A 24,393-nucleotide genomic window follows, 5' to 3' on the forward strand; every position below is an offset into this window, starting at 1 on the left:
TGAGGACGGTACCGCTTGCCCGCCCTCCCCCGGCTCACTCGGCTGGAACGTACGCAACCGCTAACGTGGGTCAGATGAGCCAAGCGGCCCAACCAGCTCCCCGTTCCCTCGCGGAAGCGCTGCGCGCCAGGGACGACGCCTCCCTGTCCGCGCTCCTGCGCAGCCGGCCCGACCTCATCACGCCCGTCCCGACCGACCTCACCCAGCTGGCCACCCGGGCCGGGACCCGCGCCTCGGTGCTGCGCGCGCTGGAGCGGCTGGACCGGTTCGCCCTCCAGACCGCGGAAGCGCTGGCCGTGGCCCCGGACCCGGCGCCGTACGACACGCTGCTCGGGCTGATGGCGGGCGACGCGCAGGACGAGGCCGTCACCGCCGCGCTGCCGCGTGCCCTCGCGACCCTGCGCGAACAGGCGCTGGTGTGGGGCGACGACCAGCGGCTGCGTCTGGTGCGCACCGCCCGCGAACTCCTCGCGCCCACCCCGCAGCACCCCTCGCCGACCGGGCTCGGGCCCACCGTGCAGGAGGCGACCTCGGGCATGTCGCCGGGCCGGATCCAGGAGATCGTGACGACGGCCGGGCTGCCGACGACGCACGACGCGGTGTCCGCCGTGGCCGCGCTCACCGCGCTGTTCACCGGCCGGAAGAAGATGGCCAGGCTGCTCGCCGGGGCCCCGGAGGGCGCCCTCGAGGTGCTGAACCGGCTGGTGTGGGGGCCGCCGTACGGACAGGTCACCCCGGACCCGGCCGCGCATCTGCGCTGGCTGCTCGACCGGGGCCTGCTGCTGCCGACCGCACCGGGCACGGTCGTCCTGCCCCGCGAGGTGGCCCTGCGGCTGCGCGAGGGCCGCGCCCATCGCGCGCCCGAGCCGCTGCCGCCGGCCGTGGCGCCGGCCACGACGCACGGTCCGCAGGTGGTGGACGCGACGGCCGCCGGGCAGGCGTACACCGCGCTCGCCACCGTAGAGGAACTGCTGAAGGACTGGGACGAGGGCGGCCCGGCGGTGCTGCGGGCCGGCGGGCTGAGCGTGCGGGACCTGAAGCGGACCGCCGTCGCCCTGGACGTGTCCGAGCCGGTCGCCGCGTTCTGGGTGGAGCTGGCGTACGCGGCCGGTCTGATCGCCTCCGACGGCGAGGCCGACGAGCGGTACGCGGCCACGCCCGGCTACGACGAGTGGCTGGAGCGGCCCGCCGCCGAGCGCTGGAGCCGGCTCGCCGAGGTCTGGCTGGCGGGCACCCGGACACCGGGGCTGGTCGGCGGGCGGGACGCGAAGGACCGTACGCTCTCCGCGCTCGGCCCGGGCCTGGACCGCTCGGCCGCGTCCGAGGTACGGCACCGGGTGCTGACCCTGCTGTCCTGGCTGCCCGCGGGCACGGCGCCCGACCCCGAGTCGGTCCTGGCCCGGCTGCGCTGGGAACGGCCCCTGCGCGGTCCTCAGCGGGACGGCGAGGAGGACCTGCGCTCCCGGCTGGCCCGCTGGACCCTGTCGGAGGCGGAACTGCTGGGGATCACCGGGCGGGGCGTGCTCTCGGCCCAGGGGCGCGCGCTGCTCGGGGCGCCGGCGGCTGCCACCACCCGTCCGGTGGACGACGGGGCGGGCCCGGGTGCCAAGCTGCCGGTCCATCACCACCAGCCGGCCGCACCCGCCCTCGCGGCCCTCTCCCCCGCCGAGCAGGCGGTGGCGACGGCGGCCGCCGCCCGGATCCTCGCCCCGCTGCTGCCCGAGCCCCTGGACCACGTGCTGCTCCAGGCCGACCTGACGGCGGTGGCGCCCGGCCCGCTCCAGCGGCCGCTCGCCGAGACGCTGGGCGTGCTCGCGGACGTCGAGTCCAAGGGCGGCGCGACCGTGTACCGCTTCACTCCGGGCTCGGTCCGCCGCGCGCTGGACGCCGGCCGCACGGCCGCCGATCTGCACGCCTTCCTCACCGAGCACTCCCGGACCCCGGTCCCGCAGCCGCTGGCGTATCTGATCGACGACGTGGCCCGCAAGCACGGTCATCTGCGGGTGGGCGCGGCCTCGGCGTATGTGCGCTGCGACGACGACACCCTGCTGAACGAGATCCTGGCCGACAAGCGCGCCGCCGTCCTGCGCCTGCGCCGCCTCGCGCCGACCGTGCTGGCCGCCCAGTCGGACCCGGCGGCTCTGCTGGAGGGCCTGCGGGCGATGGGCTACGCGCCCGCCGCCGAGTCCGCCGAGGGTGACGTCCTGATCGCCCGCGCGCACGCCCACCGCACCCCGCCGCGCACCGCCCCCGAGCCCGTGCCGGACGGCCCTCCGCCGCCCGACGCCACGCTGCTCACGGCCGCGATCCGCGCGATCCGGGCGGGCGACCTGGCCGCGACCACCCCGCGCAAGACCACCGGGTCCGGGGCCTTGTCGGCGGTCGGCGCGCTGCCCCGCACGTCCTCCGCCGAGACCCTGGCCACGGTGCAGGCCGCCGTCCTGACCGGCGGCTCCCTCTGGATCGGCTACGTCAACGCCGAGGGCGCCGCCAGCCAGCGCGTCATCGCCCCGGTCCGTGTCGAGGGCGGCTTCGTCACGGCGTACGACCACACGGCGGACGAGGTACGGACGTATCCGCTGCACCGGATCACGGGAGTGGCGGAGCTGGCGGAGGACTGACCCGGTCGGGCGGCGGATGCGGCACACTGGAGGTTTGGCCGTCATGGAAAGGGTGTGCCGCTCGTGAACGGACCGCTGATCGTCCAGTCCGACAAGACCCTGCTCCTGGAAGTCGACCACGAGCGGGCCGACGACTGCCGACGGGCCATCGCGCCGTTCGCCGAGTTGGAGCGGGCGCCGGAGCACATCCACACCTACCGGGTCACACCGCTCGGGCTGTGGAACGCGCGCGCGGCCGGACACGATGCCGAGCAGGTCGTGGACGCGCTGGTGGAGTACAGCCGGTATCCCGTGCCGCACGCGCTGCTCGTGGACATCGCCGAGACGATGGACCGCTACGGGCGGCTCACCCTGAGCAAGCATCCGGCGCACGGACTCGTGCTCACCAGCACCGACCGGCCGGTGCTGGAGGAGGTGCTGCGGTCCAAGCGGATCGCGCCGCTGGTCGGGGCGCGGATCGACCCGGACTCGGTCGTGGTGCACCCCTCCGAGCGGGGGCAGATCAAGCAGGTGCTGCTGAAGCTGGGCTGGCCGGCCGAGGACCTCGCCGGGTACGTCGACGGTGAGGCGCACCCGATCGAGCTGCTGGAGGACGGCTGGGCGCTGCGGCCGTACCAGAAGCAGGCCGTGGAGAACTTCTGGCACGGCGGGAGCGGTGTCGTCGTCCTCCCCTGTGGTGCCGGAAAGACGCTGGTCGGCGCCGGTTCGATGGCGCAGGCGAAGTCCACCACGCTCATCCTCGTCACGAACACCGTCTCCGCCCGGCAGTGGAAGCACGAGCTGGTGAAGCGGACGACGCTGACCGAGGACGAGATCGGCGAGTACAGCGGGACGAAGAAGGAGATCCGCCCGGTCACCATCGCCACCTACCAGGTGCTGACCACGAAGCGGAAGGGCGTCTACCCCCATCTCGAACTCTTCGACTCCCGGGACTGGGGCCTGATCGTCTACGACGAGGTGCATCTGCTGCCGGCTCCTGTCTTCAAGTTCACCGCCGATCTCCAGGCCCGCCGCCGCCTCGGTCTGACGGCCACCCTGGTCCGCGAGGACGGCCGCGAGTCCGACGTGTTCTCCCTGATCGGGCCCAAGCGGTTCGACGCGCCCTGGAAGGAGATCGAGGCGCAGGGGTACATCGCGCCCGCCGACTGTGTCGAGGTGCGGGTGAACCTGACCGACTCCGAGCGGCTGGCGTACGCCACCGCCGAGCAGGAGGAGAAGTACCGCTTCTGTGCCACGACCGCGACCAAGCGGAAGGTCACGGAGGCGATCGTCCGCCGCTTCGCCGGCCAGCAGATCCTTGTCATCGGTCAGTACATCGACCAACTCGACGAGCTGGGCGAGCACTTGAACGCGCCCGTGATCAAGGGCGAGACGTCCAACGCCCAGCGCGAGAAGCTCTTCGACGCCTTCCGCGAGGGCGAGATCAGCGTGCTGGTCGTGTCGAAGGTCGCGAACTTCTCCATCGACCTGCCCGAGGCGACGGTCGCCGTCCAGGTGTCGGGCACCTTCGGCTCCCGTCAGGAGGAGGCCCAGCGCCTCGGCCGGGTACTCCGTCCCAAGGCCGACGGCCACCAGGCGCACTTCTACTCGGTCGTCGCCCGCGACACGCTCGACCAGGACTTCGCCGCCCACCGCCAGCGCTTCCTGGCCGAACAGGGCTATGCGTACCGCATCGTGGACGCGGACGAGATCCTGGCGGAGGGCACGGGCTGAGCCGGCCGGCGCCGGGTCCGGCGGGGCGTGCGGCGGGCCCAGAGGGCGCGCCGGGCCGTCACTTGCGGCGTATGCCCGCTTCCTCGCCGTACTCACCGAGGATCACGACGCCGAACGCCGCTTCCGCGAAGACCTTGATCGCACGCAGGGCGTTGCCGAGGGGGTGGTGGTGGGGGCCGTCCGTCGCCGTGGCACCGGACGGGGGCCGTGCGGGGCCCGGAGAGATGGTTGCTGCGCTCATGTCTCCATGGTCGCTCTCCGGGCACCGCACCCGCATCGGTCTGCAGAGCCAATCCCGGGCGCCCCGGACTAGGCCCCCGGGTGGACCCCGGCCCCTAGTTCAGGGTGTCCGCGTCCCCTAGGGGATATTCATTGGCGCCCGCTCCGCGCCCTGACTAAAATCCTCGCTCTTGCCCGCCTCCGCCCACGGAGTGCTGCCGTCCGGACGGAAACCGGACGGCCCCGATCACGCAGGCCAGAGCAGTTCCAGATCCGGAGGCACCCCCTTGTCCACGCCCGCCCGAGAACCGCTGGACGACCCGCTCGCGCGCGAGCGGGCCCATCTCTCCTCCTCCCGCGCCGCGCTGCGCGCCATGCGCGAGGACGTGGAGTCGCTGGACATCAAGGACGTCGCCGCGAACTGGGTGAACGCCCAGGTGCTGACCCGCCAGATCGACGAGCGGATCAAGGCGCTGGCCGACCTCAGCGACACCCCGCTGTTCTTCGGCCGCCTCGACTATCTGCACGCTCCGGGGGCGGAGCAGGCCGAGGGGGCCGAGGGCGAGCAGTTCTACATCGGGCGGCGGCATGTGCACGACGCCGGCGGCGACCCCATGGTCATCGACTGGCGTGCCCCGGTCTCGCAGCCGTTCTACCGCGCGTCGAAGAAGGACGCGATGGACGTCGCGCTGCGCCGCCGCTTCGGCTACACGGGCGGCGACCTCACGGCCTACGAGGACGAGCACCTCTCCGACCCGGAGGAGAGCGCGAAGGCCAGCAAGCTGCTCCAGCGGGAGATCGAGCGGCCGCGCGTCGGCCCCATGCGGGACATCGTCGCCACCATCCAGCCCGAGCAGGACGAGATCGTCCGCAGCGGGCTGAGCGGGACCGTCTGCGTGCAGGGAGGGCCCGGCACCGGGAAGACCGCCGTGGGTCTGCACCGGGTCGCCTACCTCCTCTACGCCCACCGCGAGCGGCTGGCCCGCACCGGCACCCTCGTCATCGGGCCGAACCGCTCCTTCCTGCACTACATCGAGCAGGTCCTGCCGGCGCTCGGCGAGTTGGCCGTGCAGCAGGCCACCGTGGACGACCTGGTGGCGCATGTGGAGGTGCGCGGCACGGACGACGCGGCCGCGGCCGTGATCAAGGGCGACGCCCGCATGGCCGGGGTCCTCAGACGCGCCCTGTACTCCCATGTGACCCTGCCCACCGAGCCGGTCGTCGTCGTGCGCGGCTCCCGGCGCTGGCGGGTGCCGGCGTACGAACTCGAGGACCTCGTGCGGGAGTTGCTGGAGCGCGACATCCGCTACGGCGCCGCCCGCGAGGCCCTGCCGCAGCGGATCGCGCACGCGGTGCTGGTGCAGATGGAGCGGTCCGGGGAGGCGCCGGACGACCGGGTGCAGGACGCGGTGGCCCGCAACAGCGCGGTCAAGGCGGCCGTGAAGGCGGTCTGGCCGGCCGTGGACCCGGCCAAGCTCGTGCTGCGTCTGCTGACCGACGCGGACTTCCTCGCCGAGCACGCCGCGGGCGTCCTCGACGAGGACGAGCAGAAGACGGTCCTGTGGGCCAGGCCGGTGCGCAGCGTGAAGTCGGCGAAGTGGTCGGCGGCGGACGCGGTGCTGATCGACGAGGCGAGCGATCTGATCCAGCGCACCCACTCGCTCGGCCATGTCGTCCTGGACGAGGCGCAGGACCTGTCCCCCATGCAGTACCGGTCGGTCGGCCGCCGCTGCACCACCGGCAGCGCGACCGTCCTCGGCGACCTGGCCCAGGGCACGACCCCGTGGGCGACCCGGAGCTGGGACGAGGCGCTGGCCCACCTCGGCAAGCGCGACGGTGTGATCGAGGAGCTGACGGCCGGTTTCCGCGTGCCGACGGACGTCATCACGTACGCCTCCCGGCTCCTGCCGCACATCGCGCCGGGCCTCACCCCGGTCGCCTCGGTCCGTGAGAACCCCGGCTTCTTCGAGGTCCGCACGGTGACGGACACCGCCGAAGTCGTCGCCGCCTGCGAGGAGTTGCTCCGCAACGAGGGCTCGACGGGTCTGATCGCCGCCGACGCCCGCGTCCCGGCGCTGGCCGAGGCCCTGACGGCCGCCGGGATCGCCTACCTCGCCCCCGGCGAGGAGACCACCCGTGAGACCCGCCTCACCCTGGTCCCGGCGTCCCTCGCCAAGGGCCTGGAGTACGACTACGTGGCCCTGGACGAGCCGCAGGCGGTGGTGGACGGCGAACCGGACGAACGGACGGGCCTGCGGCGCCTGTACGTGGCGCTCACGCGAGCGGTCTCGGGCCTGGTCGTGACGCACACGGCACCGGTGCCTGCGCAACTCGTCGAGAGGAACGGTGAGTAGGGTGCTGATCCGTTCCGCCACGTCCCCATGGAAAGGCCTCCGTTGAGCACACCGCCGTCCCCGCACCCCGGCTACCAGCAGGCGCCCGGGCCGTACCCGCAGCAGCCGGGTCCGTACCAGCAGGCTCCAGGGCCGTACCAGCAGCCGGGCCCTTACGCGCAGGCGCCCGGGGCGTACCAGCAGCCCGCGCCCGGGCCGTACCAGCAGGCGCCCGCACCGTACCCGCCCCAGCAGGTGGCCGCCGGCTACGGCCAGGCCCCGGCTCCGTACCCGCAGGCGCCCGCCGCCTACCCGTCCGCCGCCGCACCCGCACCCGGCGGACCCGGGTGCGAGGTGTGCGGGGCCGCGCCCGCCGCACGGGTGACGGTCCGCGGCCACCAGGGCATGCTGATCGTGATGCGGAACCTGTGGCGGAAGGGCACCTTCTGCCATCCCTGCGCGCTGTCCGTGTTCCGGAAGATGCAGTCCGACACGATGGTGAAGGGCTGGTGGGGTCCGATGTCGATGATCATCACGCCCATCACGCTGCTGATCAACCTCTTCACCCTGTCCAGGATCCGGAAGCTGCCCGCGCCGACGGCCGCCTACGGCCCCGGCCTGGACCCGGGCCAGCCGGTGCTGCGGCGTCCGGCCGGAATGCTCGGTCTGATCCCGCTCACCGGCTTCTGCCTGGTGTTCCTCTTCGTCCTGTTCGCTCTCGCGACCGCCTGACGGGGCTCGTCCTACTCCCCGTCCAGCGCCCTGCGCCACTCCAGGACAGCGGCCTCGGAGACCGGTCCCTCCCACCCGGAGGGCCGGGCCGCGCCACCGATGTGGAAGGCGTCGATCCCGGCGTTCCGCAGCGGGCGTACGTGCTTCAGCCGCAGCCCGCCGCCGACGAGGACCGTCTGGTCGTACCCGGGCTCACCCCGGCGGCCCGCCTCCGCGACCAGTGTCGGCAGGCCCTCGTCGACGCCCGCGGCGGCGCCCGCCGTCAGATAGGTGTCCAGTCCGGGCAGGTCGGCGAGCTGCTTGCGCAGGGCGTCGCGGTCGGCGGCGCGGTCGATCGCCCGGTGGAAGGTCCACGCGCAGCCGTCCAGCGCGCCGACGACCGACTCCACCGCGGCCAGGTCCACCGCGCCGTCCGGGGCGAGGAACCCGAGCACGAACTGGTCGGCGCCCGCGTCCCGCAGCTCGCGCGCCACCCGGACCAGACGCTCGACGTCCTCGGGGCCCCCGGCCGCGAAACCGTCCGCCGGCCGCAGCATCACGCGCAGGTCGATGTCGACGGCGGCCCGGACGGCGGCGACGGTGGCGGGCGCGGGGGTGAGCCCGTCGGCCGCCATCTCGGTGACCAGTTCCAGGCGATCCGCGCCTCCCGCCTGGGCGGCGACCGCGTCCTCGACGTCGAGCGCGATCACCTCCAGGACTGCACGCTTGCTCATGGCACCCCATTCATCGGCCGCTACGGCTCTGCATAGCCCTACAGGTCTAGTCCAATTCACCAGACTACGCCTGTCCCCCGGCACCCTTCACCCGGAGCCGCCAAGTAGCCCAAGGACGCACACCGGCCACAATGAGCGCATGGCCGACCTCGACGCCCTGCGCCTCCGCTTCGCCCGCGCGCTGGAAGCCGCCCGCGCCCCCGGCGGCGGCCCCGACCCCGCGCCGTACGCCGATGACCTGCTCGCCCGCTGGCAGGAGCCGCAACGCCGGTACCACACGCTGGCCCACCTCACGGCGGTGCTCGACCACGTCGAGGTACTGGCGGAGCACGCCGCCGACCCGGACGTCGTGCGCCTGGCCGCCTGGTTCCACGACGCCGTCTATCTGCCCGAACGGTCCGAGAACGAGGAGCGCTCCGCACGGCTGGCCGAGCGGGCGCTCGCCGAGGCCGGGGTCTCACCGGTACGGACGGCCGAGGTGGCCCGGCTGGTCCGGCTCACCGTCACGCACGACCCGGCCGGCGACGACCGCGACGGCCAGGCGCTGTGCGACGCGGACCTGGCGATCCTGGCGGCGCCCCCGTCGGCGTACGCCGCCTACGCCGCCGAGGTGCGCGAGGAGTACCACTTCGTGCCGAACGACGCCTTCCGGACCGGGCGTTCGGCGGTTCTGCGCCAACTCCTCGACCTGCCGAGGCTGTTCCACACCCCCCACGGCCAGGAGCACTGGGAGGCCACCGCCCGCTACAACCTGGCGGCAGAGCTGGAATTGCTGTCGACCTGAGCCGACGCCTTCCCTAGAGTGCGCCTCATGCGAATGATCGACGGGGATGATGTGAGCGCGGCCGTCGCCGGATGCCTGGCGGCGCTGCGGCCGGTGGCGGACCGGGACTGGGAGAGCACGCGGGCCGCGCGGCTGGAGTGGAGCTGCCGGAAGACGGCCGAGCACATCGCGAGCGATCTCATCGCCTACGCGGGCCAGTTGGCGGGCCGGGCCGAGGGCGCGTACGTCCCCTTCGACATCACCCTCGACGAGGGCACCGACAACACCGGTCTGCTGTACGTCATCGAGACCACCGGCACGCTGCTCGCCACGGCCGTCCGCGCCGCCCCGCCCGGCGTGCGCGCCTTCCACCCCTACCCCTTCCGCAGCGCCGACCGCGAGGGCTTCGCCGCGATGGGCATCGCCGAGGTGCTGCTGCACACCCATGACATCGCCGAGGGCCTCGGCATCGCCTACACGCCCGCCGAGGAACTCGCCGAGTCCGTCCTGACCTGGATCTTCCCGCACATCAAGCCCGGCCCCGCGCCCTGGCCGACCCTGCTGTGGGCCACCGGCCGCGGCGAGCTGGAGGGCCGTGCCCCGGTCACCGACTGGCGCTGGCGCAACAACCTCACCCTGACCGCCGACCGCATCACGCTCACGGGCCTGCGCCCGGCCGTCGCCCGCGATCTGCGCCTCGGCGGCGACGGCGGCCTGGACTGGATTGAGGGCGGCCCGTACGAGGGCACCCGGGAGGCCTCCGGCCACCTCGTGAAGGCGTACGAAGCGGGCGTGCACCGGCCCGAGTTCGGGGTCTTCGCCCTCGTCCGGCACGAGGACGGCCGCGCGATCGGCGGCATCGGCTTCCACGGCGCCCCGGACGAACAGGGCTGGGTGGAGATCGGCTACGACCTCGCCGAGGGCGCCCGGGGCCAGGGATACGCCACCGAGGCGCTGCGCACGCTGACGGAGTGGGCGCTGGCCCGGGACGACGTCGAGATGGTCTTCGCGACCATCGAGCAGGCCAACGCCCCCTCGCAGCGCGTGGTGTCCCGGGCCGGGTTCACCCGGGCGACCGTGGAGGAGGAGCGGCTCGCCCGCGAGGAGCACGGCATGGACGACGGACTCCAGCTCCACATCCGCCGCGCCTGACCCTCCTCAGACTCCGCGCTTGCGCCGGCGCAGCCCGGAGGCGTGCAGCAGCCGTACCACCGTGCGGCTGCTGACCTCCACCGCCCCGGCGGCCACCGCGTCCGCGTACCGGTGGGCCGGCAGATCGTAGTGGTCGCGGTCGAAGGCCCGCCTCGGCACGTCCAGCGTCCCGGCGAACGCGTGCAGTTCGTCGTACGACACATCGCTGACCAGATGCGACCACATGCGTCCGTGCCCGGGCCAGGCGGGCGGGTCGATGTAGAGCGTCACGACGAGGTCGTTCCGCCGGTGGCCGAGCCCAGCGAGCCGACCGACGCGACCTTCACGCCCGCCTTGTGGCAGACCCAGTGCGGGTCGGGGCCCAGTTCCGGCTCGACGTCCAGCGCGTGCGGGTCGCCCGAGCCGCACACCGGGCACACCGGCCAGCGGCCGTACCGCTCCAGCAGCGCGTCCTGCACGTCCTGCGCGATCAGCCCGGCGACGTAGGCGACGCCGTCCGGCCACTGCTGGACCCACCAGCGGCGCTCCGCGACGGAGTCCTCGACGAGCGAGACGACGTCCGCGTGCGCGACCCCGCCGGCGACGAGATCGGCGAGGACCAGGGCGCGGGCGGCATGCAGCGCCTGCTCAAGGGGGCTGGCGGGATTGACGGGCTCCATGGAACCCATTGTGCGCACCCTTGACCGCCACACCGAACCGAAAATATCTTTCACCTGTGACCCAGGACGTGAAGGAAACTTTCGGCAGTCCGGGCGGTTCCCTCGCCGCGAAGGTGCGCACCCTCGCCCCTTCCATGACCCGGTCCATGCACCGCGTCGCCGAGGCCGTCGCGAACGACCCGGCCGGCTGCGCCGCCCTCACGGTCACCGGCCTCGCCGAGCTCACCGGCACCAGCGAGGCCACGGTCGTGCGCACCGCCCGGCTGCTCGGCTACCCCGGCTACCGGGACCTGCGGCTCGCCCTCGCCGGGCTGGCCGCGCAGCAGCAGTCGGGCCGGGCGCCGGCCATCACGACCGACATCGCGGTGGACGACCCCATCGCCGACGTCGTCACCAAGCTCGCCTACGAGGAGCAGCAGACCCTCGCCGACACGGCGGCCGGGCTCGACACCGTCCAGCTCGGCGCCGCCGTGACCGCGCTGACGGGCGCCCGGCGTACGGACGTGTACGGCATCGGCGCGTCCGGGCTGGTCGCCCAGGACCTCACCCAGAAGCTCCTGCGCATCGGCCTCATAGCCCACGCCCACGGCGATCCGCATCTCGCGGTGACCAACGCGGTGCAGCTCCGGCCGGGCGACGTGGCGATCGCGATCACCCACTCCGGCTCGACGGGGGACGTCATCGAGCCGCTGCGGGTCGCCTTCGAGCACGGGGCCACCACCGTGGCCATCACCGGCCGGCCGGACGCGCCGGTCACCCAGTACGCCGACCACGTACTGACCACGTCCACCTCACGGGAGAGCGAGCTGCGGCCCGCCGCGATGTCCTCGCGGACGAGTCAACTGCTCGTGGTGGACTGCCTGTTCGTGGGAGTGGCCCAGCGGACGTACGAGACGGCGGCGCCCGCGCTGGCCGCGTCGTACGAGGCGCTGGCCCATCGGCATCGCACCAGCCCCAGGTGAGTACCAGCACGCGAACCCGGACCTGACGAACCTGAAGAGCCTGAGAGAGCCGCCCCCCATGACCTCGCATGACCTGCGCAGCCAGTTGGCCTCCCTGACCACCGAGGCCTTCCGCCCCGAACTCGCCGACATCGACCGTCTGCCCACCCTCGACATCGCCCGTCTGATGAACGGCGAGGACGCGGGCGTGCCCACCGCCGTCGCCGCGCAGCTCCCCCGGATCGCCGCCGCCATCGACGCCGCGGCCGAGCGGATGGCGAACGGCGGGCGGCTGATCTACGCCGGCGCCGGTACCGCCGGGCGGCTCGGGGTGCTGGACGCCTCCGAGTGCCCGCCCACCTTCAACACCGATCCCGCCCAGGTCGTCGGCCTGATCGCGGGCGGCCCCCCGGCCATGGTCACCTCGGTGGAGGGCGCCGAGGACTCCCGGGAGTCGGCGCGGCAGGACCTGGACGCGCTCAAGCTCACGGCGGACGACACCGTTGTCGGGATCTCCGCCTCGGGCCGTACCCCGTACGCGATCGGCGCCGTCGAACACGCCCGGGCGACAGGCGCGCTGACGATCGGCCTGGCCTGCAACGAGCACAGCGCGCTGGCGGCGGCCGCCGAGCACGGCATCGAGGTCGTGGCGGGGCCCGAGCTGATCACCGGCTCCACGCGTCTGAAGGCGGGCACCGCCCAGAAGCTGGTCCTCAACATGCTCTCGACCATCACGATGATCCGGCTCGGCAAGACGTACGGGAACCTGATGGTCGACGTCCGGGCCTCCAACGACAAGCTCCGGGCCCGTTCACGCCGTATCGTCTCGCTGGCCACGGGGGCGGGGGACGAGGAGATCGAGCGGGCACTCGCCGAGTCGGGCGGTGAGGTGAAGAACGCGATTCTCTCCCTCCTCGCGGACGTCGACGGCCCGACGGCCGCCCGCCTTCTGGAGGAGTCCGGCGGCCATCTGCGCGCCGCGCTGGCGCACACGCCCCGCTGACCCGCACGCTCGGGGCGTGCGCAACGACCCCGCCTCCACCGCGACCGCCGTCCTCGCCCTGGTCGGCGGCCCGGCCAACATCACCGACGTGGCCCACTGCATGACCCGCCTCCGCCTGACCCTCGCCGATCCGACGGCGGTGGACGAGGAGGGCCTGCGGGCGGTACCCGGCGTAGTGGGCATCGTGTCCGACGGACCGTCCCGCCAGATCGTGCTCGGCCCCGGTGTGGTCGAGGAGGTCACGGAGGAGGTGGCCGCACGGGTGGCTGCGGTCGGGCTCCGGGCGACCGAGGGCGGGGCGGAGGGAGCGGCGGGGGCGGAGGGGCTGGTGGCTTGGGGGGCTGCCGGGCGGGACTGGACCACCGGGACCGGGGCTGAGGAGGAGGCGCGGCGCCTCTGGCCTGCGAACGCCGGGGCCGGGGAGGAGACGGGCGGGTCGCTCGTCGGGCGGGCCCGGGCAGCCGACGGCGGAGCGGAGGCAGCGGCGCGGGAGTCCGTCCGGCGGCCCCGGCAGGCCGACGGCCGGCCGGGGCAGGCGGCTCCCCTCAAGGCCGTCCTGCGTCGGGTCGCCAACGTCTTCCTCCCGCTCATCCCCGCCCTGATCGGCTGCGGCATCCTGGCCGGCCTCAACGGGCTGCTGCTGAACGCCGGTTGGCTGCCCGGTCTGACCCCGGCCCTGTCCTCCGTCGCGTCCGCCTTCCTCGCGCTGATCGCGGTGTTCGTCGGCATCAACACCGCGCGCGAGTTCGGCGGCACGCCCGTGCTCGGCGGGGCGGTCGCGGCCGTCGTCGTGTACCCGGGGGTGGCGAAGGTGACGGTGTTCGGGGCCCAACTGGCCCCCGGGCAGGGCGGGGTGCTCGGCGCACTGGCGGCGGCGCTGCTCGCGACCCGCGTGGAGAAGTGGGTCCGGGGCCGGGTGCCGGGCGCGCTGGACGTCCTGCTCACCCCCACGGTCACCGTCCTCGTTTCCGGACTGGTGACGCTGTACGGCCTGATGTACGCGGCCGGTGCGGTGGCCGGGGCGATCGGCACGGCGGCGGGCTGGCTCATGACCACCGCCGGGGCGGCCGCCGGACTGGTCCTGGGCGGCCTCTTCCTCCCGCTGGTCATGCTGGGCCTGCACCAGGCCCTCATCCCCATCCACACCACGCTGATCGAGCAGCAGGGCTACACGGTCCTGCTGCCGCTGCTGGCCATGGCGGGCGCCGGTCAGGTGGGCGCGGCGCTCGCGGTGTACGTCCGCCTGAACCACGACACCTCGCTGCGTACGACGATCCGGTCGGCCCTCCCGGCGGGCCTGCTGGGCGTGGGCGAACCACTGATCTACGGCGTCTGCCTCCCCCTCGGGCGGCCCTTCCTGACCGCCTGCGCGGGCGGCGCGGCGGGCGGGGCGTTCGTCGGCTTCTTCGCGATGCTCGGCACCAAGGTCGGCGCGACGGCGATCGGCCCGTCGGGCTGGGCCCTGTTCCCCCTGCTGACCGGCAACAGGGGCGCGGGCGCGGCGGTCGCCGTCTACGCGGGCGGCCTGCTCACCGGCTACGCGGTCGGCTTCGCCGCGACCTACCTCTTCGGTCTCCCCCGCCGCCCCCGAGTGGCCGCGACGACGTAACACCCCACCCGCAGCGGTCGTTTGCCCGGCGTGACGAGGAAGCCCCCCCGTTCTCAAGGCCGTGTCCCCGCTGTCGCTGCCCGACGCCGCCCCCGCGTGCGGCAAGGGAAGCCTCATCAAGAAGCACGGGCACTGACGGGGGCGCGCCAGAGCAGGGTGTAGCGCCAGAAGAGCCGGCGGCGCAGCCGGGCGCCGGGCAGGATCCGGCGGGCCTCGCGGCCGATCTCGGTGAGGGTCAGCTCCGGGTCACGGGTGGGGGCGGTCATGGAGACCGGCCGCCGCGCCGTGGCCCGCCCCCGGTTCTTCACCCACCCGGTCAGCATGTTGAGCGGTACCGCCGCCAGCCCGATCGCGTGGTCGAGGACGCCCTTGGGCCGGGCGCAGCCGACGACCACCAGGGTGCCGCCGGGCGCGAGTTCACGCCGGAAGCGGGTCAGGGCGTCGGCGCAGGGGAGGTGGTGGAGTACCGCGACGCAGGTGATGACGTCGTAGGGGCCGGCGGGCAGGCCGTGCGGGGCGGAGGCGAGCGCGTAGGTGACGGGGGCGGCCGCGTCGGTCAGCCGCCGGGCCTCCTCCAGCATCCGGGGCTCCGCGTCCGCCCCGACCACCGACTCCGCGCGCCCGGCCAGCAGCCGCACCAGATCCCCGCTGCCGCACCCCACGTCCAGGACGCGGCCGACCCTGCGGGGCAACTGCCGTAGCAGCCAACGGTGGTAGTGCGCGTTGTGGTCCCAGGGGTGGTCGGCGTTGAAGCGATGCAGGGCCTCGACCAGTCTGCTCAATGGCTGCGCCTCTCCCGGTTCACCTGCCGCACCTTGACCCGCAGTTCCTCACCGACGGACATCGCCCTCAGCACGTCCGTCAGCCGCTCGGCGGTACGGACATTGCAGCGCCCCAGGTCGACCAACGCGAACGGTTCATCGCTCGCGCCGGTCACCGGGTCGACGCACAGGGACGGCAACACGACACCGACCCCGGCGAGCGCGTCCCGCAGCGACTCCACGATCTCTTCGGTGGTGCGCACGTCCTCTGACCTCCACGGTGAGTTCCGGTTTTGCTACATAGCGTGGTGGGCGGCTCGCTAGCCTGGCCAGATACGGCGCCCCAACAATCCCGTTTGTGCGAGAGGGAGCTGCTGCCATGGCAGGACCGAAGAATCTGGACCCGTCGTCATCACCCCGGGCCCTGCTGGGCGCGGAGCTACGACACGCCCGCGAAAGAGCCGGACTGAGCCAGGAGGAACTGGGCCAACGGCTGTTCGTGAGCGGGTCGTTCATCGGTCAGCTGGAGGCGGGTACGAGACGGATGCAGCCGGAGCACGCGCGGATGCTTGACGAAGCCCTGGGGACGAAGGGCTTCTTCACGCGGAACTGCAAGGCGGCGGCCAAATCGAAGTATCCGGAACACTTTGCGGAGGCAGCGGAGGCCGAAGCTCAGGCCACGGCGATCAGGCAGTACGCCCCACTGCTGATTCCCGGCTTGCTCCAGACCTCCGCGTACGCACGGGCCGTGTTCCGCGCGTACCGGCCGACAGCACCGGAGACGGAGATCAACGAGTTGGTCGCCGCCCGGATAGAGCGGGCCCACATCCTCGACGATCCAACAGAGCCGTTGTTGTGGATGGTGCTCGACGAAGCAGCCTTGCGGCGAGTGACCGGTGGGCGCGAGGTAATGACACAAGCGCTGAGTCACATCATCGATGTGATCCACCAGAACCGGGCCATCGTGCAGGTCCTGCCGTTCGGCGCAGGCGCGCACGCGTCAATGGAGGGCTCCATCAAGCTGATGGACTTCGAGGACGCCCCTCCCCTGCTCTACTTTGAGGGAGTTGGCACGGGACGACTGGAGGACGACCCAGCCGTTGTCCGCTACCAGCGGCACACCTTCGAACTCCTCGCAGCGTGCGCACTCTCGCCGGAGAAGTCCTTGGCTGTCATCGAGGCGATGGCACAGGATTACGGCCATGAGGAGCATCCCTGAGTACGATCTGGACGCGGCTACCTGGCACAAGTCCAGCTACAGCGGCGGTAGCGGCGGCGACTGCCTCGAAGTGAACGACACCCACCCCGCCCTCGTCCCCGTCCGAGACTCGAAGACCCCCCACGGCCCGAAGCTCTTCTTCGGCTCCGCCGCCTGGGCCGCCTTCACGTCCTCCCTCAAGTGACCGCCCGAAGCTCAAGCCTCGAGCGCCAAGCTCCTAACGTGCGGCCATAAGCAAACGGCCCCCGCCGGACTACCTGCCCCGTCCACCACCCGGCCGCCCTGGTCCGCCGCCGCCTGACCGACAAGCTTCCGCCCGCCCCGCCGCCCACCCCGCCCACTCGCCGTCTTCTGGAGTGCGGCGAGTGCGGTGTGCCGGGGCGGCCGGAGGCGCTGGAGGGCGGGCTGTGCCGGGCGTGCCGGAGTGCGCTCTCCACCGGCAGCACGCACTCCAACGCGCCCCTGACGGCTTCCGCGATCCGGTCATATGCAGATGGCATGCGTGCCGCGATCTTGCAGAGGCGACGAGACAGGGCACCGGGATGACCGGTCCTACGGTCCGACGAGACCACTCCAGGGCACCATGGAAGGGAGGAGGCACGCAGATGTCCGTCGAGGAATTCGAGGAACTCGTCCGCAGGGCTCCGAGGGAGCTGCCCGACCGGCTCCCCGCTACCCCTGGGGCGCTACCGTCGAACTGCCGCCCCCGGTCGGCATCACACTGGACACGGAGAAGCTGAAGGACTACGCGGACTGACATGAACCACGCCCAGCTCACCACCCTAGGACGAGCCCTGCGCCTCCTCGGGGACCACGGGGACGAACTCACCGCCGACACCCCGGACGCCCGGCTGCACGAGATCAAGGCCGATCTGCGCCGGGCGCTCGACCTGGTGGAGGAGAGCGCCGTGAGCAAGGCGCCCACCACCCGGTGCCCCGAGCATCCGCAGGGGCCCGTGGACAAGAGCGCGCCCGATCTGTGTCTGCTGTGCGAGACCCGGCGCCGGGCCGCCCGCCGGTCGGAGTACCAGGGCCGGCCGAGCGCGGCCGAGCCCGTGGCCACCGCGCCCTCCCGGTACGGCGTCCGCGCCGACCGGCCCCAGCCCCAGCAGCGGTGGCTGCCGGAGTCGTGGAACGGGCAGGAGTGGCAACTGTGCGGGACACCCCGGCGGGACCGGCGTGAGGCCGAGACGTATCTCGCCGCCCAGCGGCGCTCCTCGCGGCCCGCGATGGCGTACCGGCTCGTGCACGAGTTCACCGACTACGAGGTGCTGCGCGTGTGGGGGACGCCCGTGCACGTCCCCATCGAGCCGATGAACAACCCGCTGGGCGATCTGTAGACGCCCCTCAGACCAGCAGCGGCAGGGGCGCGAAGTCGTACCCCTCCCAGATGCGTCTGATCCGCTCCTCCGGGTACGGCGCCACCCGCTGTTCGGCGTCCAGGATCTGGACCGGGCGGGTGTCGGCGGCGTACGCGGGCCAGCCCGGGTCGCCGGTCCGGGCGAACGCCGTCCAGGCGCGCTGGAAGAACGCCGAGAGCCGCTCCGCCTCCGGTGTCGGCTCGCCCCGGGAGAAGAGCAGAGCGCCCAGGTCGGCGCCGAACGTGCCGAAGAGCAGCGGGACGTCCAGGCCGTGGCAGGCGCCCAGCACACCGGCGCTGTCGGGAGCCGGCCAGGTCAGCTCGTAGACATGCGCGCGCCCGCCGCCCGCCAGCTGGGCCTCCGCCAGGCGCAGGCTCGGCATCGCGAACAGCCAGTCGGTCTGGACCCGTTCGAAGAGCCGCTCCGGGCCCGCGTCGGGGAACGCCGAGCGGTAGGCCGCCTCGCCCGCCTCGCCACCCGGCGCGTACAGCCGCAGGGTCTGTGCCGCCGTCTCGTCCGTGATCTTGCCGGACAGACCGGCCATGACCATGAACAGGCGGAACTCGTCGCGGTTGTGGCCGAGGAGGAGGTCGATGTCGCGGGCCGCGCCCGCGGCGAGGGCCTGCCAGGGCGTGCTGGGGAGGACGTCGCCGTCGACCACCGGCGAGAAGGGCACCGAGGTCGGGGCCGCCTGACCCCAACGGTCGGTGTACGACAGCATCTTGACGCCCAGCGCCTGGCCCGCCTGGGTGAGCTGCCGCGGGTCGGCCTCGGCCAGGTCCGCCGCCGTCGGCCTACGGCCCGCCTCGGCCGCCAGGACCGCGGCGATGTCCCGGGCCAGGTCCACGGAGAAGAACGTACCGGGCACGCTCTGCGTCACCGCGCGCCGGAACAGTCCGCGCGCTCTCGGCATGGCCAGCAGCGCGGCGATGCAGCCCGCGCCCGCCGACTCGCCGAAGACGGTGACCTGCGCCGGGTCGCCGCCGAACGCGGCGATGTTCTCCTGGACCCACTCCAGGGCCGCGACCTGGTCCAGCAGGCCCCGGTTGGCGGGGGCACCGGCCCAGAGGGCGAAACCCTCCATGCCCACGCGGTAGTTGAGGGTGACGATCACGACGTCGCCCGCGCGGGCGAGATGCTGCGCGTCGTAGCCCGGCTGGCCGCTGTGGCCCAGTTTGAACGCGCCGCCGTAGAGCCACACCATCACCGGGCGGGCGGCGCACGGGTCCGGCTCCGGGGTCCAGACGTTGACCGTCAGCCACTCGTCACCCTGCGGGAGCGGGACCTGGGCCGTGCGCCCCGCGAAGCCCGTCTCCTGCGGGGGCGGCGGGCCGAACGCGTACGCCTCGCGGGTGCCGTCCCAGGGGCGGGGCGGGCGCGGGGCCTGGAAGCGGTCCGGGCCGACGGGGGGTGCGGCGAAGGGGATGCCCCGGAACACCGACAGGCCCTGCTCGCGCAGACCGCGCACCGCACCGGAGGCGGTGCGCACCACGGGGCCGTCGGTGTCCGGGGCCGGGGACTCACCAGTCGTCATGCTCGCTCCTCACTGCCCTGCTGCCCGCACTGCTCATCAGGGGAACGCACGACGCCGGTCACAAGTGCCCGGCCTCCAGGGTCAGCTGAGGGTCTTCACCGCGGCCGCGTCGTACGACTTCAGCTCGTCGTAGCGGTCGCCGAGCACCTTGGCGGCCCACTCCGGGTCCTGGAGCAGCGCGCGGCCCACGGCGACCATGTCGAACTCGTCGGCCTCCAGGCGGTCGAGGAGGTTGTCTATGCCCTGGACCGGGGAGCCCTCGCCCTGGAAGGCGTTGATGAAGTCGCCGTCGAGGCCCACCGAGCCGACGCTGATGACCTGCTTGCCGGTGATCTTCTTCGTCCAGCCGGCCAGGTTCAGGTCCGAGCCCTCGAACTCCGGCACCCAGTAGCGGCGGGTGGAGGCGTGGAAGACGTCGACGCCGGCCGCCGCCAGCGGGGTCAGGATGGCCTCCAGCTCCTCGGGGGTCTCGGCGAGGCGGGCGGTGTAGTCCTGCTGCTTCCACTGCGAGTAGCGGAAGAGGATCGGGAACTCGGGGGACACCGCCCCGCGGACCGCCGCGACGATCTCCGCCGCGAACTTCGTGCGGGCCACCGGGTCGCCGCCGTAGGCGTCGGTGCGGCGGTTGGTGCCCTCCCACAGGAACTGGTCGAGGAGGTAGCCGTGGGCGCCGTGGAGCTCCACGCCGTCGAAGCCGATGCGCTCGGCGTCGGCCGCGGCCTCGGCGAACGCGCCGATGACGGCGTCCAGGTCGGCCTGCGTCATGGGCTTACCGGTGGGCTCGGCGTCGGCGGTGACCAGGCCGGAGGGGCCCATCGCGGGGGCTTCGGGGTAGGGGGCGTCGCCGTCCTTGCGGACCATGCCGATGTGCCACAGCTGCGGGACGATCGTGCCGCCCGCCGCGTGGACGTCCTCGGCGACCTTCGCCCAGCCCGCCAGCTGCTCCTCGCCGTGGAAGCGCGGCACCCGGTCGCTCTGCCCGGCCGACTCGTGGCCCACGTAGGTGCCCTCGGTGACGATGAGGCCGACACCGGCGGCGGCACGGCGCGCGTAGTAGGAGCGCACGTCCTCGCCGGGGATGCCGCCCGGGGAGAACATCCGGGTCATCGGCGCCATCACGATCCGGTTCGGGACGGTGAGACCGTTGAGCGCGATCGGGCGGGACAGGATCTGGGCCGCGCGGGAGGCGGACGTCGTGGCGGTCACGGTGGGGCTCCTCGTGAGTGGCTGGGTGGACCGAGTGGCGCGTGCGCCGACCGTTGGGTATGTGCGTGCGCATTGTTGCACCTTCTGAAGGAAACCGACGCGCGGAGCTCCCTATTCCGCACCCGGCCCCGGTTTCCGTGTGGCCCCGGCCACTCGGGCGGTCCTAGCCGACCAGCAGCTCCTTCTTCAGCTCGCGCAGCTCGTGCCCGTCGATGCCGAGCCCCTTGCGCAGGTAGGTGCCGAACGAGCCGTACGCGGCCTGCACCTCGTCGAAGCCGGAGTCGAGGTACTCGGGGCGCACGTCGAGCAGCGGCTTGTAGATCTCGGCCTGGGCGGGGGGCATGGCCGCGAGGGTCGCCGCGTTGGCCGCCGCCCGGTAGGTGTTGCTGGCGAGGTAGTCGTCCATCACCGTCCGGCGCGGCACGCCGAGGGCCGTCAGGAGCGCGGCGCTGGACCAGCCCGTGCGGTCCTTGCCGGCGGTGCAGTGGTAGACCAGCCCGTGCTGCCCCTCGTCGGCGACACCCGCGTACACCGCGCCGTAGGCGGCGCGCGCGGTGCCCCCGCCGACCATGAACTTCTCGCCGTCCACCATCATCTTGACCGCGTCGTCCGCGGACGTCGGCATGGCGCTGAAGGCCGGGGAGCCGGCGAGCACGTCGGCGACGTCGTAGGCCGCGCCGGCCGGCACACGGTCGGGCCCGGACGTGCGCTCCGACTGCGTGCGCAGGTCGTACACCGCGTGGATGCCGAGGCGGTGGAGCTTCGCGAGGTCGGCGTCCGTGAGCTTGTTCAGGGCGTCGGAGCGGTAGATCTCGCCCATCTTCACCCAGTGGCCGTCCTGGGTGCGGTAGCCGCCCGCGTCCCGGAAGTTGACCGCGCCGTCGAGCTTGATCAGCCGGTCGGCGAGGCGCAGGGAGCCGCCGCGCTCGGGCACGAGGTCGAACCACTGGCGGTCGGCGGCGGGCAGCCCGCGCACCGTGACGTCCCCCGCCGCCCCGCCCCGCGCCACGACGTGCCCGTTCGCCCGGATGGTCACCGTGCGCACCCCGGGCGCCTTCCAGACGATGCGGTACGAGCCGTCGTCACCGGCGGTGACGGTCGCGGCCGTGAAGGGGATGCGGTGGCCGGCGGTGTGGTGGGCGGCAGGGCGGTGGCCGGCGGCCGGGGCGGCGAGGGCGGCCGACGTGGTGAGGGGGACGGACACTGCGGTGAGCGCGAGGGCGGCACCGGCGAGAGCGAGCTTCTTCATGAGGCGGATGCTGTGTGCACCCGCTGACACCGAGATGAACGCCGAGCGAATGACACCCTCTGCCGAAGTGGCAGTTTGTGCCACTCACGCTGCCCCGCCCCACCCCTTCGCCGTCCGCACCCGGAAACGCCCGAGGGCGGCACCCCCTGTCACAGACAGGAAGTGCCGCCCTCGGCAAGGACGTGATCAACCAGGGGTCGATCAGAAGTCCATGTCACCGCCCGGCATGCCGCCCGGAGCGGCCGCGGCGGCCTTCTCCGGCTTGTCGGCGATGACGGCCTCGGTGGTGAGGAACAGCGCGGCGATGGAGGCGGCGTTCTGCAGCGCGGAACGGGTCACCTTCGCCGGGTCGATGATGCCCTCGGCGATCATGTCGACGTACTCGCCCGTGGCGGCGTTCAGACCGTGGCCGACGGCCAGGTTGCGCACCTTCTCCACGACGACGCCACCCTCGAGACCACCGTTGACGGCGATCTGCTTCAGCGGGGCCTCCAGCGCGAGCTTCACGGCGTTGGCGCCGGTCGCCTCGTCACCCTCGAGGTCCAGCTTCTCGAAGACCGAGGAGGCCTGCAGCAGGGCCACGCCACCACCGGCGACGATGCCCTCCTCGACGGCGGCCTTCGCGTTGCGGACGGCGTCCTCGATGCGGTGCTTGCGCTCCTTGAGCTCCACCTCGGTGGCGGCACCGGCCTTGATGACCGCGACACCGCCGGCGAGCTTCGCCAGGCGCTCCTGCAGCTTCTCGCGGTCGTAGTCCGAGTCGCTGTTCTCGATCTCGGCGCGGATCTGGTTGACCCGGCCGCCGACCTGCTCCGAGGAGCCGGCACCGTCGACGATGGTGGTCTCGTCCTTGGTGATGACGACCTTGCGGGCACGGCCCAGGAGGTCCAGGGTCGCGTTCTCCAGCTTGAGGCCGACCTCCTCGGAGATGACCTCGCCGCCCGTGAGGATGGCGATGTCGCCGAGCATGGCCTTGCGGCGGTCGCCGAAGCCCGGGGCCTTGACGGCGACGGACTTGAAGGTGCCGCGGATCTTGTTGACGACCAGGGTCGACAGGGCCTCGCCCTCGACGTCCTCGGCGATGATCAGCAGCGGCTTGCCCGACTGCATGACCTTCTCCAGGAGCGGGAGCAGGTCCTTGACGGAGCCGATCTTGGAGTTCGCGATGAGGATGTACGGGTCCTCGAGCGACGCCTCCATGCGCTCCATGTCGGTCGCGAAGTAGGCGGAGATGTAGCCCTTGTCGAAGCGCATGCCCTCGGTGAGCTCGAGCTCCAGACCGAAGGTGTTGCTCTCCTCGACGGTGATGACGCCTTCCTTGCCGACCTTGTCCATGGCCTCGGCGATCAGCTCGCCGATCTGGGTGTCGGCGGCGGAGATGGACGCGGTGGAGGCGATCTGCTCCTTGGTCTCGACGTCCTTCGCCTGCTCCAGCAGGGCGGCGGAGACGGCCTCGACGGCCTTCTCGATACCGCGCTTCAGAGCCATCGGGTTGGCGCCGGCGGCGACGTTGCGCAGGCCTTCCTTGACCAGGGCCTGGGCCAGCACGGTCGCAGTGGTCGTACCGTCACCGGCGACGTCGTCCGTCTTCTTGGCGACTTCCTTGACCAGCTCGGCGCCGATCTTCTCGTACGGGTCCTCGAGCTCGATCTCCTTGGCGATGGAGACACCATCGTTGGTGATCGTGGGGGCGCCCCACTTCTTCTCGAGGACGACGTTGCGGCCCTTGGGGCCGAGCGTCACCTTCACGGCGTCCGCGAGCTGGTTCATGCCGCGCTCGAGGCCGCGCCGCGCCTCCTCGTCGAACGCGATGATCTTGGCCATGTGAAGTGGTCCCTCCAGGACTGGGGGTGATTCCTTCGGACCGCGCCCGCGCCCGCGACGGACGGCTCGCTGACCCCGTGGTTCCTTGCCCCACCTGGCCTGCGGGCCTCACCGACCCGGTCCTTCTTTGTCACTCTCACCTTCAGAGTGCTAACGCAATGATTAGCACTCGGCATGCCCGAGTGCAAGGCTGCGCCCGCGCAGCGGGCTCGCCGGGGGTGACGGTCGGGTGACGGGCGGGTACGACGAAGGGTCCGCACCCCTGCGGGGTGCGGACCCTTCGTACAAGAAACGTTCAGGCGCTGAGGCGAACCATGTCGGCCTGCGGGCCCTTCTGGCCCTGCGAGATCTCGAACTCCACCCGCTGGCCCTCTTCCAGGGTGCGGTAGCCGTCCATCTGAATGGCGCTGTAATGGACGAAGACGTCCGCACCACCGTCGACCGCGATGAAGCCGTACCCCTTCTCCGCGTTGAACCACTTGACGGTGCCCTGAGCCATGCCTAACTCCCCTATTACTGGCCCTTGCACAGATCCACACTTCGCGGACCCGGGTCAGACCTCACCCCCCATTGGTCGGGGGCGTGCGCCGGAACGCGTCGACCGCGGCTGAATGTATCTGTCCAACTGCCGTCTGCAACAGGTCAATCGGACGAGAATTCTGGACGAGCCCAGTCCGGAATCTGCCTAAAGTTCGGCTGAATTCAGGGCAAGTCGGGCCGTACAAAATGGAACGAAAGCCGCATAAAGCCCGCACACTTTGGCTACTTCTTATCGGGCGTG

The 24,393-nt window shown here is 72.5% G+C and carries 23 protein-coding genes; 12 read left to right on the plus strand and 11 right to left on the minus strand.

Annotation, left to right across the window (positions count from 1 at the left end; all coding sequences use genetic code 11):
- Positions 1–74: 74 nt before the first annotated feature.
- Complete coding sequence (locus ADK64_RS11975; protein ID WP_053657930.1) at positions 75–2,621, plus strand: helicase C-terminal domain-containing protein; 2,547 nt, start codon at positions 75–77, stop codon at positions 2,619–2,621.
- Between the two features lie 63 nt (positions 2,622–2,684).
- A complete protein-coding gene (locus tag ADK64_RS11980) occupies positions 2,685–4,334 on the plus strand; it encodes a DNA repair helicase XPB (RefSeq protein WP_053658241.1) in 1,650 nt (549 codons plus the stop codon).
- Positions 4,335–4,392: 58 nt separating this feature from the next.
- Here ADK64_RS11980 and ADK64_RS11985 read toward each other — a convergent pair whose 3' ends face one another.
- Positions 4,393–4,575: a hypothetical protein gene (locus tag ADK64_RS11985; protein ID WP_053657933.1), complete on the minus strand. Its 183-nt coding sequence runs from the start codon at positions 4,573–4,575 to the stop codon at positions 4,393–4,395.
- A gap of 265 nt (positions 4,576–4,840) precedes the next feature.
- Here ADK64_RS11985 and ADK64_RS11990 point away from each other — a divergent pair, with 265 nt between their 5' ends.
- Positions 4,841–6,907: a HelD family protein gene (locus tag ADK64_RS11990; RefSeq protein WP_053657935.1), complete on the plus strand. Its 2,067-nt coding sequence runs from the start codon at positions 4,841–4,843 to the stop codon at positions 6,905–6,907.
- 42 nt (positions 6,908–6,949) lie between these two features.
- Positions 6,950–7,618, plus strand: a complete 669-nt coding sequence (locus tag ADK64_RS11995; RefSeq protein WP_053657937.1) for a hypothetical protein — start codon at positions 6,950–6,952, stop codon at positions 7,616–7,618.
- Positions 7,619–7,629: 11 nt separating this feature from the next.
- Here the strand turns inward: ADK64_RS11995 and ADK64_RS12000 are convergent, their stop codons facing one another.
- The gene (locus ADK64_RS12000; RefSeq protein ID WP_053657938.1) at positions 7,630–8,331 is read right to left on the minus strand and encodes a copper homeostasis protein CutC; all 702 of its coding nucleotides are present in this window, start codon (positions 8,329–8,331) and stop codon (positions 7,630–7,632) included.
- 139 nt (positions 8,332–8,470) lie between these two features.
- Here ADK64_RS12000 and ADK64_RS12005 point away from each other — a divergent pair, with 139 nt between their 5' ends.
- Positions 8,471–9,115: a hypothetical protein gene (locus ADK64_RS12005; protein ID WP_053657940.1), complete on the plus strand. Its 645-nt coding sequence runs from the start codon at positions 8,471–8,473 to the stop codon at positions 9,113–9,115.
- 27 nt (positions 9,116–9,142) lie between these two features.
- Positions 9,143–10,246, plus strand: a complete 1,104-nt coding sequence (locus ADK64_RS12010) for a GNAT family N-acetyltransferase (RefSeq protein WP_234384543.1) — start codon at positions 9,143–9,145, stop codon at positions 10,244–10,246.
- 6 nt (positions 10,247–10,252) lie between these two features.
- On the opposite strand, the gene ADK64_RS12015 is transcribed toward ADK64_RS12010, so the two are convergent.
- Positions 10,253–10,516: a DUF4031 domain-containing protein gene (locus ADK64_RS12015; RefSeq protein WP_053657942.1), complete on the minus strand. Its 264-nt coding sequence runs from the start codon at positions 10,514–10,516 to the stop codon at positions 10,253–10,255.
- Complete coding sequence (locus ADK64_RS12020; RefSeq protein ID WP_053658245.1) at positions 10,513–10,905, minus strand: hypothetical protein; 393 nt, start codon at positions 10,903–10,905, stop codon at positions 10,513–10,515. The genes ADK64_RS12015 and ADK64_RS12020 overlap by 4 nt, the downstream gene beginning before the upstream one ends.
- Before the next feature lie 56 nt (positions 10,906–10,961).
- On the opposite strand from ADK64_RS12020, the gene ADK64_RS12025 reads away from it, so the two are divergent.
- From ADK64_RS12025 to ADK64_RS12035, 3 genes are read left to right on the plus strand one after another with little or no spacing between them, the layout of a single operon-like run.
- Positions 10,962–11,867, plus strand: coding sequence for a MurR/RpiR family transcriptional regulator (locus ADK64_RS12025; protein ID WP_053657944.1), 906 nt, complete (start codon positions 10,962–10,964; stop codon positions 11,865–11,867).
- A gap of 58 nt (positions 11,868–11,925) precedes the next feature.
- The gene (murQ, locus tag ADK64_RS12030) at positions 11,926–12,849 is read left to right on the plus strand and encodes an N-acetylmuramic acid 6-phosphate etherase (protein WP_053657946.1); all 924 of its coding nucleotides are present in this window, start codon (positions 11,926–11,928) and stop codon (positions 12,847–12,849) included.
- A 16-nt stretch (positions 12,850–12,865) separates the two neighbouring features.
- Positions 12,866–14,458 (plus strand): PTS transporter subunit EIIC, encoded by a 1,593-nt coding sequence (locus ADK64_RS12035; protein ID WP_053657948.1) that lies wholly within the window; start codon positions 12,866–12,868, stop codon positions 14,456–14,458.
- A gap of 116 nt (positions 14,459–14,574) precedes the next feature.
- Here ADK64_RS12035 and ADK64_RS12040 read toward each other — a convergent pair whose 3' ends face one another.
- Both ADK64_RS12040 and ADK64_RS12045 read right to left on the minus strand, forming a co-directional pair.
- Complete coding sequence (locus tag ADK64_RS12040; protein WP_053657950.1) at positions 14,575–15,240, minus strand: class I SAM-dependent methyltransferase; 666 nt, start codon at positions 15,238–15,240, stop codon at positions 14,575–14,577.
- Positions 15,237–15,482: a hypothetical protein gene (locus ADK64_RS12045; RefSeq protein ID WP_053657952.1), complete on the minus strand. Its 246-nt coding sequence runs from the start codon at positions 15,480–15,482 to the stop codon at positions 15,237–15,239. Before ADK64_RS12045 ends, ADK64_RS12040 begins: the two co-directional genes overlap by 4 nt.
- A 116-nt stretch (positions 15,483–15,598) precedes the next feature.
- Here ADK64_RS12045 and ADK64_RS12050 point away from each other — a divergent pair, with 116 nt between their 5' ends.
- The 3 genes from ADK64_RS12050 (at position 15,599) to ADK64_RS12060 (ending at position 17,778) form a co-directional block, all read left to right on the plus strand.
- A complete protein-coding gene (locus tag ADK64_RS12050) occupies positions 15,599–16,438 on the plus strand; it encodes a helix-turn-helix domain-containing protein (RefSeq protein WP_053657955.1) in 840 nt (279 codons plus the stop codon).
- A complete protein-coding gene (locus ADK64_RS12055; protein ID WP_053657956.1) occupies positions 16,422–16,622 on the plus strand; it encodes a DUF397 domain-containing protein in 201 nt (66 codons plus the stop codon). The genes ADK64_RS12050 and ADK64_RS12055 overlap by 17 nt, the downstream gene beginning before the upstream one ends.
- A 574-nt stretch (positions 16,623–17,196) precedes the next feature.
- A complete protein-coding gene (locus ADK64_RS12060) occupies positions 17,197–17,778 on the plus strand; it encodes a hypothetical protein (RefSeq protein ID WP_053657958.1) in 582 nt (193 codons plus the stop codon).
- Positions 17,779–17,785: 7 nt separating this feature from the next.
- On the opposite strand, the gene ADK64_RS12065 is transcribed toward ADK64_RS12060, so the two are convergent.
- The 5 genes from ADK64_RS12065 to ADK64_RS12085 all read right to left on the minus strand — a co-directional run bounded on the left by ADK64_RS12065 (position 17,786) and on the right by ADK64_RS12085 (position 24,111).
- Positions 17,786–19,333, minus strand: coding sequence for a carboxylesterase/lipase family protein (locus tag ADK64_RS12065; protein WP_053657963.1), 1,548 nt, complete (start codon positions 19,331–19,333; stop codon positions 17,786–17,788).
- An 81-nt stretch (positions 19,334–19,414) separates the two neighbouring features.
- Positions 19,415–20,539, minus strand: a complete 1,125-nt coding sequence (locus tag ADK64_RS12070) for an NADH:flavin oxidoreductase (protein WP_053657965.1) — start codon at positions 20,537–20,539, stop codon at positions 19,415–19,417.
- Between the two features lie 163 nt (positions 20,540–20,702).
- Positions 20,703–21,788 (minus strand): tyrosine-protein phosphatase, encoded by a 1,086-nt coding sequence (locus ADK64_RS12075; RefSeq protein ID WP_053657967.1) that lies wholly within the window; start codon positions 21,786–21,788, stop codon positions 20,703–20,705.
- Positions 21,789–21,989: 201 nt separating this feature from the next.
- Positions 21,990–23,612 carry a chaperonin GroEL gene (gene groL / locus ADK64_RS12080; RefSeq protein ID WP_053657970.1) on the minus strand — a complete coding sequence of 541 codons (1,623 nt, stop codon included), beginning with the start codon at positions 23,610–23,612 and terminating at the stop codon, positions 21,990–21,992.
- 295 nt (positions 23,613–23,907) lie between these two features.
- Positions 23,908–24,111: a cold-shock protein gene (locus ADK64_RS12085; protein WP_004929928.1), complete on the minus strand. Its 204-nt coding sequence runs from the start codon at positions 24,109–24,111 to the stop codon at positions 23,908–23,910.
- Positions 24,112–24,393 lie beyond the last annotated feature (282 nt).

This window comes from Streptomyces sp. MMG1121 (genome assembly GCF_001280015.1).
Lineage (GTDB): Bacteria > Actinomycetota > Actinomycetes > Streptomycetales > Streptomycetaceae > Streptomyces.